Origin of the sequence: Pseudomonas sp. PKS, assembly GCF_051913525.1 — a bacterium.
In the GTDB taxonomy this organism is placed as follows: domain Bacteria; phylum Pseudomonadota; class Gammaproteobacteria; order Pseudomonadales; family Pseudomonadaceae; genus Aquipseudomonas; species Aquipseudomonas guariconensis_D.
On sequence record NZ_JBEGDO010000005.1, the window covers coordinates 57,510 to 69,656 of the forward strand.

10 protein-coding genes are annotated in these 12,147 nt (G+C 61.1%); 2 read left to right on the forward strand and 8 right to left on the reverse strand.

Annotation, left to right across the window (positions count from 1 at the left end; genetic code table 11):
* Position 1 precedes the first annotated feature (1 nt).
* The 7 genes from ABOA88_RS07230 to glsB form a co-directional block, all read right to left on the reverse strand.
* Positions 2-1,045 carry a homoserine dehydrogenase gene (locus tag ABOA88_RS07230; protein ID WP_367851724.1) on the reverse strand — a complete coding sequence of 348 codons (1,044 nt, stop codon included), beginning with the start codon at positions 1,043-1,045 and terminating at the stop codon, positions 2-4.
* A gap of 206 nt (positions 1,046-1,251) precedes the next feature.
* A complete protein-coding gene (locus tag ABOA88_RS07235) occupies positions 1,252-1,689 on the reverse strand; it encodes an Lrp/AsnC family transcriptional regulator (protein ID WP_090345637.1) in 438 nt (145 codons plus the stop codon).
* Positions 1,686-3,071 carry a threonine synthase gene (locus tag ABOA88_RS07240; protein ID WP_196170526.1) on the reverse strand — a complete coding sequence of 462 codons (1,386 nt, stop codon included), beginning with the start codon at positions 3,069-3,071 and terminating at the stop codon, positions 1,686-1,688. The genes ABOA88_RS07235 and ABOA88_RS07240 overlap by 4 nt, the downstream gene beginning before the upstream one ends.
* 25 nt (positions 3,072-3,096) lie before the next feature.
* Positions 3,097-3,981 carry a LysR substrate-binding domain-containing protein gene (locus ABOA88_RS07245; protein ID WP_367851725.1) on the reverse strand — a complete coding sequence of 295 codons (885 nt, stop codon included), beginning with the start codon at positions 3,979-3,981 and terminating at the stop codon, positions 3,097-3,099.
* Positions 3,982-4,029: 48 nt separating this feature from the next.
* On the reverse strand, positions 4,030-5,466 hold the full coding sequence (locus ABOA88_RS07250; RefSeq protein ID WP_437437098.1) for an amino acid permease: 1,437 nt from the start codon (positions 5,464-5,466) through the stop codon (positions 4,030-4,032).
* 143 nt (positions 5,467-5,609) lie between these two features.
* Positions 5,610-6,881, reverse strand: coding sequence for a cystathionine gamma-synthase family protein (locus tag ABOA88_RS07255; protein ID WP_367851727.1), 1,272 nt, complete (start codon positions 6,879-6,881; stop codon positions 5,610-5,612).
* A 197-nt stretch (positions 6,882-7,078) separates the two neighbouring features.
* Positions 7,079-7,987 carry a glutaminase B gene (glsB, locus tag ABOA88_RS07260; protein ID WP_070094453.1) on the reverse strand — a complete coding sequence of 303 codons (909 nt, stop codon included), beginning with the start codon at positions 7,985-7,987 and terminating at the stop codon, positions 7,079-7,081.
* Positions 7,988-8,217: 230 nt separating this feature from the next.
* On the opposite strand from glsB, the gene ABOA88_RS07265 reads away from it, so the two are divergent.
* Positions 8,218-9,255, forward strand: a complete 1,038-nt coding sequence (locus tag ABOA88_RS07265; RefSeq protein ID WP_367851744.1) for a sensor domain-containing diguanylate cyclase — start codon at positions 8,218-8,220, stop codon at positions 9,253-9,255.
* Between the two features lie 37 nt (positions 9,256-9,292).
* Here the strand turns inward: ABOA88_RS07265 and ABOA88_RS07270 are convergent, their stop codons facing one another.
* Complete coding sequence (locus tag ABOA88_RS07270; RefSeq protein WP_367851728.1) at positions 9,293-10,324, reverse strand: DEAD/DEAH box helicase family protein; 1,032 nt, start codon at positions 10,322-10,324, stop codon at positions 9,293-9,295.
* Between the two features lie 460 nt (positions 10,325-10,784).
* Between ABOA88_RS07270 and ABOA88_RS07275 the strand changes: the two genes are divergently transcribed.
* Positions 10,785-12,122, forward strand: a complete 1,338-nt coding sequence (locus ABOA88_RS07275) for a tyrosine-type recombinase/integrase (RefSeq protein WP_074859155.1) — start codon at positions 10,785-10,787, stop codon at positions 12,120-12,122.
* Positions 12,123-12,147: the final 25 nt, after the last annotated feature.

A 12,147-nucleotide genomic window follows, 5' to 3' on the forward strand; every position in this document is an offset into this window, starting at 1 on the left:
CTCAGGCCGAGTGCTTGGTGGCGTGGATGGCGACGATGTCCGACAGCAAGGCAAATGCGGTTTCGATCCGCCCGGCGCCAGGGCCCGACACAGTCACGGCGCCCAGCAGTTCGGTATCGAATGCGACCGCGTTGGTGGCGCCGCTGATGCCTGCCAGGGGGTGGTTGCCGGGTAGCAGGCGGGCCTGCACGCTGGCCTGGACCGAGCCGTCCTGGTTACGGCTGGCAGCACCGATCAGCTTCCAGCGCTGGCCCGAGGCCAGGGCCTGCTGGATATCGTCGCAGGTGATCGCGCTGATGCCGCTGCACGCCACATCGCTGACCTGCAGGCAGGCGCCCAGCAGTTCGTTGGCCAGAATGACCACCTTCAGGCGCACGTCGTAACCTTCGACGTCGGCACTCGGGTCCGCTTCGGCATAGCCCAGTTCCTGGGCCTTGGCGACCGCCTCGGCAAAGCCAAGGCCCTCTTCCATGCGCGTCAGCACATAGTTGGAGGTGCCGTTCAGAATGCCCTCGAAACCGACCAGACTTGCTCCGGGCAACGTCTGGCGTGCCATGCGCAGGACCGGGGTGCCGCTCATCACGGCGCCTTCGTACTCGAACGACACCCCCTTGGCCTTGGCCAGCGCCTTGAGCGACTGGGCATGCAGGGCAATCGGCCCTTTGTTGGTGGTGACCACATGCTTGCCCGCTTCCAGCGCCCAGCGGCAGAAAGTGGCAGCAGGTTCGCCATCCTTGGGATTGGTGAACGTGGCCTCAGCGATGATGTCGGCGCCGGACTGCTTGATCACCGCCTCATTGAAGGCCTCCGCCGAGCCTTGTGCCAACTGCGCCAGCGCCCCCTTGCTGGCCGGTAGCGCGACCAGGGTGGCGGCATCCAGGCCATCGCGGTCGATGGCCGACCCCAGGAACAGGTCGGTGACGCCGACGATCTTCAGGCTGAAACCCAACTCCTGCTGCCAGCGCGCATTGCGCTCGGCGATCAGCTGGGCCAGGGCGCGGTTCACTCCGCCAAAGCCAACGAGTGCGATCTTGTATTCAGTCATGCTGTGTGGTCCTTCTCAGGCGATTGGTCGATGGGGTTAGCCTAAGAGCCGGGCCATGCCAGTTGAATATGGCAATCCGCTGTATTTATTGGCCAATCTGACCAGTGCCTGGCGCCTGCTTTTATGCCGGCCACACGAAAAACGCCGCCCGGGTCGAGCCCGAGCGGCGTGGATCGGCAGCAGGTGTGCGCAATACGGTGATGGGCTCAGATCACGCTGGACAGCACGAACGAGGTGACGGTGTTCTCGACGCCCGACATGGCGGCGATTTCCTTCCAGACGTGGTGCACCCGCTCGGGGCTGGCGGCCTCCACGCGCAGCAGCAGATCGAACTCGCCGCTGAGCACTTCGCACTGGACCACCTCGGGGATCATCCGCAGCGCATCGAGTACCGCCTCCCCCCGCATGCGGTCGTAGCGGTAGACGAAGATCACCGCGTTGATCAGCGAGGTGGGCCGCCGCCCCTCGCCGATGCGCAAGGTATAGCCCTGGATGGCCCCATCGCGCTCCAGCCGTTCGATACGCTGGCGCACCGCATTGCGCGAGAGATTCACCTTCTGCCCCAGCTCGGCGTGGGCAATGCGTGCGTTGGCGGTGAGCTCGGCGAGAATGCGCTCGTCCAACGGGTCGAGAATGCGCTTCATCGCGCGGCCTGCAACTGGATCAGTGCCTCGTGCAGCCCCGCCAAGTCATCCCTGCCCAGGCGCGGCGCGGCCGTGGTGCCGGTCGGCTGGGCCGGCACCGCACCGTGCCAGGCACCCAGCTCGGCCAGCAGCGTGGCGGATTTTTCAGGCGCGAACTGGCCCAGCGTGACGATGGGCGCGCCGATGTTGCGCCGGTGCAGGCGCCCGGCGAAGGCGCCGGTCGCAGTGTGAGGGTCCACAGCGCTGCCGGTCTCGTGGAACAGCGTGACGATCTCTTCGCGGATCAGCGCATCGTCCACGGCGTAGGAGTCGAACAGCATGCGCGCCTGCAACCACTGGCGGTTGCCGATGCTCAGTTCGCCGCAGGCTTCGAAGTGCTCCATCAGCGCCCGGGTCGCACCACCATCGCGGTCGTACAGCTCCCAGACAAACCGCTCCAGGTTGGAGAACAGCGAGAAATCCATGGCCGGCGACAAGGTTTGCCGGGTGGCCGAGCGGCTGTAGCGGTTGCTGTGGATGAACCGGTGCAAGGCGTCGTTACGGTTGGTGGAGACGATGATCTGGTTGATCGGCAGGCCCATCTTCTGCGCGATGAACCCGGCGTAGATCTCGGCGAAACTGGCCGTGGGAATGCTGAACCCCACTGGCCGGATGCCGCCGCCCAACTGCAGCGCCGCATGGAAATAGAACACGATCTGCGCCAGCACACCGACCCAGTTGCTGGAGTTGAAACTGATCGGCATCAGCGCCGGGCACGGCCAGGCCCGCAGCAGGCGTGAGGCCAGGGACTGGCAGTCATCGAAACTGCCATCGACCGCCATGCAACTGACGCTGTCGGAGTCGGCGCTGTTCATGATCGCAGCGCGGTCCGGCGGGGTGCCGGCGGATGGATACAACGCCAGCAGACGCGCCGTCGGGCAATGACGCAAGGCATCGATGGCGGCCACGGCGGTGTCGCCATTGCTGGCGCCCACCCACATCACCCGCTCGCACGCCTGGCCCAGGAAGTGGCGGATCAGCCGCGCCTGCAACTGCGCGGCGAAGTCCTTGGACGAACGTGTCGGCCCGTGGAACAGCTCCAGGATCCACTCGTTGTGGCCGATCTGCTGCAACGGGGCGATGGCCCGGTGCTGGAACCCGCGGTAACTGTCGCTGACCAGCGCGCGCAAGGTCGGCTCATCGAGGGTATCGCCCACGAAGGGCGCGATGACACGCCAGGCCAGCTCGTCGAACGGCAGCCACGACCATTTGGCGATTTCCTGTGGGCTGAACACCGGCAGGGACGCCGGCACATACAGCCCGCCGTCCTCGGCCAGCCCGGACAGCAGCGCCGTGCGGAAATCAACTCGTGTCTGGGTACCGCGCGTGGATGTGTACTGCATCGTTGCTCCAGGTGAATACTCGTGATTAGCGGTGCGCCATGGCCACCAGCCAATGGCTGAAAGCCTGGGCATCCGGGGTCAGGGCCTCGCCCAGGCCCCGGACCAGATAAAACGACTCGCTGGCCTCGATCCGCTGGCTGAACGGCGCCACCAGACGCCCCTCGCGCAGCAGGTCTTCGGCCAGCGAGGAACGCGCCAGGGCCACCCCCAGCCCGGCCTCGGCCATGCGCAAGGTGGACACCAAGGTGTCGAACTGCATGCCGCTGGAATAGTCGACCCCCTCGGCCCCGACTCGCTCCAGCCAGTACCCCCACCCCTCTTCATAGCCCAATACATGCAGCAGCGGCAGACGGGCCAGGTCGCGGGGCTCGCGTAGCGGGCAACGGGCGAGCAGCGCCGGCGAGCACACCGGCACCAGCACGTCATGGGTCAGCCGCTGCGCCTCCACCCCCGACCACTGACCGTTGCCCCAGCGAATCTCCAGGTCATCCTCGGCATCGAGCTCCTTGACCCACAGGTTGCTGATGTAGCGCAGATCCACCTGCGGGTAGGCATGGCGAAAGCCAGCCAACCGCGGCGCCAACCAGAAGTGCAGGAACGACAGGCTGCCGCGCACCTTCAACGGCCGGCGCTTGCGTTGGCCAAAAATCTCGTTGGTGCCCACCGCCAGGCGGCTGATGGCGTCCTGCACCACCGGCAGGTACGACTGCCCTTCTTCGGTCAACCCCAGCCCCCGGGGCAGGCGCTTGAACAGCGCCACCCCGAGTTGGCTTTCCAGGTGGCGAATCTGCTGGCTCACGGCGCCCTGGGTGAGGTGCAGCTCCTCTGCCGCGTGGGTGAAGTTCAGGTAGCGGGCCGAGACTTCAAAGGCACGAAGCCAGTTCAAGGGGGGCAAGGTTTTCTGGCTCAAGGGCGGCTCCTGATGACAACGTTCGGCGATGGCCTAGTATCGCTGTGCTCAGGCGGCCTCGGTACCGGGCGCGGTAATTTCCGGCGCCGGGCTGCGCGCCTTGAACTTGCAGGTCAGCCAGTACACGAAGTAGCACCAGGCAATGAACGGCAAACCAAAGTACAGGGCCACGCGCTGGGCCGGGTCGAAAGCGATACCGACGCAGGCCAGCAGACAGCAGAAGATCGCCGCCAGCGGCACGAACGGGTAGCCCCGCACGCGGAACTTGAGGTCTTCGAGCTTGCCGCCGTGGGCCAGGTAATGCCGGCGGAAAGCGATCTGGCTCACGGCGATGCTGATCCACACCACCACCACCGCCAGCCCGGAAATCGACACCAACGCCAGGTAGATGGTGTCAGGGGCGAACACACTGCTCAGCAAGGACGCCATGCCGCCTGCCATGCTCAGCACGATGGCGTTGACCGGCGTGCCACGACGCGACAGCGAGGCATACCGGCGCGGCATGCTGCCCTGATCGCTCAAGGTCCAGAGCATCCGCGCGGCGGCGTACAGCCCGGAGTTGGCGGCCGACAGCAGCGCGGTGATGATCACGAAGTTCATGATGTCCGCGGCATAGGGGATGCCGATCATCTCGAAGACCATCACGAACGGGCTCTCCACCAGCCCGGCCTGTTCCCGAGGCAACAGCGTGGCCAGCACGAAGATGGTGCCGATGAAGAACAGCGCCAGGCGCAGCACCGTAGTGCGGATGGCCTTGGGTACGTTCTTTTCAGGGTCACGGGTTTCGCCGGCGGCGATACCGATCAGCTCGGTGCCGGAGAAGGCGAACGCCACCGCCAGCAAGGTCATGGCAATCGACCAGAAGCCGGTCGGGAACAGCCCTTCGCGGGTGAAGTTGCCCAGCCCGACGCTGTGCGCCTGCTCGATCTCGAAACCACCGAGAATCGCCCCGCCGCCCACCACCAGGAACGCGACAACGGCAAGCACCTTGATCAACGACAGCCAGAACTCAGTCTCGGCGAACGAACGCACCGAGATGATATTGCTGATGAACACCGCGGCCCCGAACAACGCACTCCAGATCCACACCGGCGTGTCCGGGAACCAGCGCACCATCAAGATACCGGCAGCGGTGAACTCCGAGCCGATGGCCACCGTCCAGGTCAACCAGTACATCCAGGCGACCATGTAGCCGGTGCCCGGGCCGATGTAGCGCGTGGCGTAGCTGCTGAACGAGCCGACTTCCGGCATGTGCACGGCCAGCTCACCGAGGCACATCATCACCAGGTACACCATGATCGCCCCCAGCACGTAGGCGATCACCGCGCCCAATGGGCCGGCCTGGTTGACGGTGTAGCCGGACGTCAGGAACAGGCCGGTGCCGATGACACCGCCCAACGCCAGCATGACGATATGGCGGGTTTGCATGTCCTGTTTGAAGGAGTGCACCGAAGCATTTTTACTTGTCGTTGTTTGCACGGACATTGTGGGTTTCTCATGAATGTTGGCGGGCAAGGGCGTAGCGACGACCTCGTCTTGGCAGAGCGAATCGAATGGCCTTGCATCGTTGTTGTTGTTCTACTTCATGAAGGGGCACCCGCCCTCCCGAGCGAGTGCCGCGCGACAGCTCAGGCGGGCAGCTCGATCGTGCTGCACGCCACATCACCGTGCAGTTCCTTGGCCTCGGCCAGCTCCTGGCGGACGGCCGTGCAGGCTTGCGCCAGGTCGGCCAGCAGGTCGTCGGTTTCTTCGATGCCGACCGAAATGCGCACCAGGCCTTCGCAGATGCCCAGCGCCAGGCGCTCCTCCAGCGTGTTCTCCACGTGGCTGGTGGTGCGCGCCGGGCCATAGATCGTCTCCACCGCCCCCAGGTTGCCCGCCCGGTGGGCGTACTTAAGACGCGGCAGCAAGCGCGCCACCGTCGGCATGCCGCCCTTGAGCACGAAGCTCACGATGGCGCCGAAGCCGCGCATCTGCGCCTTGGCAATGGCATGGCCCGGATGCTCGGGCAAGCCTGGGTAGTTCACCGCCTCCACCAGCGGCTCGTGGCTCAGGTACTGGGCCAGGGCCAGGGCGCTGGCCTGTTGCTGGCGCATGCGCAGGGCCAAGGTCTTGATGCCCCGGATGATCAGGTAGGCCGAGAACGGGTCCAGGGCCGCGCCGTTGATCTCCCGGTAGTGACGCACCTGGGCCATCAACGCCTCGGCGCCGCACACCACCCCGCCCAGCACATCACCGTGGCCGGACAGGAACTTGGTGGCGCTGTGCACCACCACGTCCACGCCCAGGGCCAGAGGGTTCTGGTTGAGCGGCGTGGCAAAAGTGTTGTCCGCCACCACGATGGCCCCCACCCGCCGCGCGGCGGCGCTCAGGCGGCGGATGTCCAGCACCTTCAGCGTGGGGTTGGTGGGGGTTTCGAGGTACAGCACGTCGCAGCCGGCTTCGATCTCACGCTCCAGCGCCTCGGTATCGAGCGTGTCGCACAGGCACACCTGCACGCCCATGCGCGGCAGGAACTCTTCGAAGATCTTGTTGGTGCCACCGTAGCTGTCGCGGGTCGACACCACGCGCTTGCCGGTGCAGAGGAAGGTGTGCAGCACCGCGCTGATCGCCGCCATGCCGCTGCTGAATGCCACTGCCGATTCGGCCTGCTCCAACTGGGCCACTTTCGCTTCCAGCGTGGCGACCGTGGGGTTGCTCATGCGGCTGTAGATATAGCCCGGGAGTTTGCCCAGGGCCACGTCGTACCAGGCGTCGATGTCGTTGTAGCCGTAGGCGGCGCTGACCACGATCGGCGTCTGGGTGGCGTTGTAGGGGTGCTGCACTTGCTCGCCGCTCCACACCACCTGTGTGCCGATACCGGCCACGCTGCTGTGCTCGAGGTTTTCGTTCTTGTTCATATCCGCTTCCCGCAGGCTGAGAGTCTTGCACCGATTCAAGATCGGGCCTTGGGGGGACTATAGGGATATGGCCAAAAGCTGAAAAACGATGGAATCCGGGGGTGAGGGGCGTTTTTTTTAATGGCTGTGTTGAGCGGTTTTACAGCACGAAAGCCCTGGAGCTTTCGTGCTGTAACGGTATTGCGGCCGAGTGCCGATCAGAACACCGACCAGCCGATCCTTGAGCTGAGCAACTCGAGCGCCGCCATCCCAGCGAGCGAATTGCCCGCGGCATTCAACTCCGGTGACCACACGCAAACCGTGAACTGCCCCGGCACGATCGCAACGATCCCGCCGCCTACGCCACTCTTGCCGGGCAAGCCCACGCGGTAGGCGAAGTTTCCGGCTTCGTCATACAACCCGCTGGTGGCCATGATCGAGTTCACCTGCTGGGTCTGGCGCTGGGTCAGAATCTGGTTGCCGCTGTGCTTGCAGAACCCATCGTTGGCCAGGAAACAGAACGCCTTGGCCAAGTCCAGGCAGTTCATTTGCAGCGCGCAGTAGCTGAAATAACTGCGCAGCACCGTCTCGACCTCGTTATGGAAGTTGCCGAATGACTGCATCAGATAAGCCATGGCCGCGTTGCGCGCGCGGAACTGATACTCCGAGTCAGCGACCCGGGTATCGATCGCAATGTGCGGATTGCCCGACAACCGCCGCACGAAATCGCGCATCGACAACGTGGGCGCGGCGAAACGCGACTGGTTGATATCGCAGATCACCAGCGCCCCGGCATTGATGAATGGGTTACGCGGACGCCCGCGCTCAAACTCCAGCTGCACCAAAGAGTTGAACGGCTGGCCCGAAGGCTCATGACCCAGCCGCTCCCAGATCGCCTCACCCGAGTGCTCGATCGCCTGAACCAGGCTGAACACCTTGGAAATACTTTGCACCGAGAACGGCACCCGCGCGTCGCCTGCGCAGTAATAGCTGCCATCGTTGCCATAGACCGCGATGCCCAGCTGGTTCGCGGGCACATCGGCCAGCGCAGGAATGTAATCAGCCACTTTGCCCTTGCCGATCAAGGGACGCACTTCGTCGAGAATTTCGTTCAACAGCGTTTGCATGGAAGGCCCAGTCATCAGTCCCCCAGACGACAGCGAGGGGTGGCATTCTTGACGACAATCGAGTGGGAGAAATCACATGTTCGCGAAGAAATGGATGACGGGGCGTTCAGGCGTGTCCGTACTGTCGTAGTCTTGATGCCCATAACCTATGCTGTGCTCGGTTTGACGATGAACAGAAACTGCACCTTGCCAACTCCGGAAGCCGTGAACCAAGGAATGGGAGATTGAACATGCCAGCTTGCCCTTTGCCCGTTGACGAAGCGCTTCGCCAGCGCGCCCTCGATGACATGAACCTGGTCGATACCCCAGCCGAGCACTACCTCGATACCTTGGTACGGCTCACCCAGGATCTGGCCCACGTGGACACGGTGCTTATCAGCCTCATCGACCAGGACAGGCAGTGGTTCAAAGCCCGAATCGGGCTCGAGGTAAGCGAAACGACACGGAGTATTTCCTTCTGCGGCTACGCCATTCTCGGTGAAGATACCTTGATGGTCCCCGACGCCAGGTACGATGAGCGCTTCGTTGACAATCCGCTGGTGCTCAACGCGCCCCATATCCGCTTCTATGCCGGCCACCCGCTACGCGCTGGCAACGGCAAGGCCATCGGCACCCTGTGCATGTTCGACCCCCGCCCCCGCGTGCTCAGCGACGCCCAAAAAGCGAACTTCAAGGACCTGGCCACCCTCGCAGAAGGCTATTTGCAACTGCGTGCCTTGGCCCAGGCCAACCGCGACCTGCGCCTTGAAATGGATCGAGAGCATCGTAAAGCGCTGCTCGACCCTTTGACCCAACTGTGGAACCGTGGCGCGTTGACCGCGTTTGAAGACCACCAACGGCGTATGGCCGCTGCCAGTGGCTTACGACTGGCAGCGATTTACGCAGACCTCGATCATTTCAAATCCATCAACGACACGTACGGCCATGCAAGCGGAGACAAAGTGCTCTGTGAATGCGCCCGCCGCCTGCGAGCCGCCCTTCGCCCCGACGACCTGCTCGTGCGCCACGGCGGAGAAGAATTCGTCGCTATTTTGCAGGTCAACGACAACGAAGAACTGAAGCGGATTGCCGAGCGCGTTCGTGAACAGATCGGCAGCAACCCGATGCAACTGCCCAGCGTTGAGTTGAAGGTTAGCGTGAGCATCGGCTGCACCCTCTTCGCCCCGGGTGAAAAAATCGATGACGCACTGGAGCGCGCTGACAAAGGGCTCTATGCCGCCAAGCAGAATGGGCGTGACCAGGTTGTGTATGTCAGGCCGCCGGTGTGAGGGCGGCAGGCTGACATTCAACGTAAAAGGCAAACGCTCAACGTTTGGGAGTGGGCTTGTGTCGTGATGGGCTGCTTGGTGCTTGATTTGCGCCGCGGGCACAAAAAAGCGCTTCTGACAGCCACCAGAGGCGCCTAGGCGTGGCCGTCAGGCCAAGCGTGATGGCTTTGAAGTAGTCGAGGACTTCGCCGAACGTGTTGTAGATGGAGCGATGGCTTTCATCGACGACGATGAAGTCGAAGAAGTGCGGCGACAGGTGCTGCGCCTCATCCCGGATGATGTTCAGCATCGTCGGGTACGTGGCAACGTATACACGGCGGTCTGTGGCAATCAGCTTTTCGCCCACATTGGGCCAACGCGGCTCATTGGGCATGTGCTCCTTGAAGGCGGCCAATGCCTGTTCGCGCAAAGCGATGCGATCCACAAGGAATAGCACTTTTTCTGCGTGCCCGGCGCGCATCAAGGCATCGACCATGGCAATGCAGGTGCGCGTCTTGCCGGTGCCGGTGGCCATCACCAGCAGGAAATCGCGCTTCTTCTGCTCGATGCCTTCAAGCACCGAGCGAATGGCGCGGATTTGGTAGTCACGGCCAGCGATCGATGTGTTGATGAATTCCTGCGTCAGCGGCTTGCGATTGCGGCGGATGTAAACAAAGCGTTCCAGATCGTCGCGCGTTGGAAAACCGACCACCTTGCGTGGCGGCGCGTTTTCCAGATCCCAGAAATAGAGCTCGTGGCCATTGGTGTAGAAGCAAAAGGGAAGCTCACCACCCAGCTGCTTCTGGATGTTGTAGCAGTATTGTTTTGCCTGCTCACGCCCAATCGCGGCATCACGGATTGTCTTCTTGGCCTCGATCACCGCCAGCGGCTTGCGGTCTTTGCCAAGCAGGACGTAATCGCTGAATTGATGACCTTCGTAGGGTGTGCGTGGCTCAGAAACGCCTTCGGGCAAGCCCGTGAGGATGTCAAACTCTTCAACAACCTGAGTGGGGTCATTGACGATCCAGCCCGCTCGGGCAAGCTGCTGATCAATCAGCTCAGACCTGGTTTGTGCTTCGGACTTGGTCATGAGAAAAAGCCTTCCCTGTTTTTACGCACGACTGGACGCCTATTGATTGATGCAACTTACCTATCTCTGGCATAGCTTTGCGTCGGCCGGAGCATCTACGCTGTCCTGAATCCTAATCCCACTAACTGGTGAAGCCAATCTCAATTGGCAACCAATTGGCAACCAGAACAGCCAGACTCCGATAAGAAACGAAAATCGGCGCCCATAAAAAAATCCAGCCACCGCTAAGTGGCTGGATTTTTTAGGGTTTTTGGTCGGGACGGAGTGATTCGAACACTCGACCCCTTGCACCCCATAAAGGTAAATTATCTACCAACGTAATCCAAAGAAATCCAAAAATTGCCTTATAACCCCTTTAAAATGGGGCCTCCAACAGGTTCCACTGTCCAATCGATTGCTATACCATCCAATCAAAGCCTACGAGAAACGGTGACCATACGGTGACCAAGCTAGGAATACGATGGCAACGATAACTGACAAGCAAATGGCTGCTAAGCCTGCAAAACCAACCTGGTTGATTGAAGATGCTCCTCGTGGATGCGGTCGCTTCATGGCAAGGCTCAGGCCAAACGGTGAGCGACACTTCTACTTCCGCTATACGAACTCAAGCAGCGAGCGCGTCTTTCTTCCGCTGGGCGTCTATGACCCTGCCGGAATAGACGGCCTGACCCTAAAAGAAGCCAGAGCTAAAGCAGGTGAACTTTCACGCCTCTATCAAGGAGGCGTTCGTGATCTGCGCGAACACTTCCAGGCAGAAGAAGAAGCGAGGACAGCCGCAAGAGAAGCGGAGCAAAAGCGCCTTGCTGCCGAGAAGGCTGCATTTGAGGCGGCTGAAGCCAAGCAAGCGGCAAGAAAAACAGTTCAAGACCTCTTTGACCACTGGGCCAAGGTTGATCTGATAAACCGAAAAGATGGCGGAGATGAGGTACGTCGGATGTTCAAAAAGGACGTCCTCCCCCTGCTTGGGACATTGCCACTTGAAGAAGTCCGCAAAGGCCACATCACCGAAGTAACTGACGCATTGTTGGCCCGAGGCGTGAACCGCATGGCTAAGTTGATTTTCAGCCTGATGCGCCAAATGTTTCGATTTGCCGTAGATCGAGATCTGCTTGAGCATGATCCCACCGCAAGCATCCGGAAAGCCAAGATCGGCGGGAAAGATGTCGAGCGGGACAGAGTACTCAGCGATGAAGAAATATCTTCGCTTGCGAAGCTTTTGCCAGACGCAGGCCTTCTCGTTTCAACTGAGGCCGCTATATGGATTGCCTTATCCACATGCTGCCGAATAGGCGAACTCATGAATGCTCGCTGGGAAAATGTCGATCTAAAAGCAGGGATATGGCTTATTCCTGCTGAAGATAGCAAGAATGGGAAGGCTCACACAGTAACGCTATCCAATTTTTCAAGATATCAATTCGAAAGAATAAAAGCAATTTCAGGTAAATGCCAATGGTGCTATCCAAACACCAAAAAGACAGGACCTGTCTGCTCCAAAACAGTCACCAAGCAACTTGGTGATAGGCAACGGAAACCAGATCAAGCCACAATGAGCAACCGAAGCGCCAACTCTCACGCTCTTCTACTAAAAGGAGGCAAGTGGACACCTCATGACCTGAGACGGACAGGAGCTACGATCATGACAGCTTTAGGCGTTTTGCCGGAGGTAGCCGAGAGATGCCTTAATCACACGGAGGAAAACAAAGTAAAAAGAACTTACCAAAGACATAGCTACTCAAAAGAGATGTCAGAAGCCTGGAACTTACTTGGCGCGCACCTGCAAAAAATAACGGAACAGTAAATAAACACCAAACATCTTAGATGCT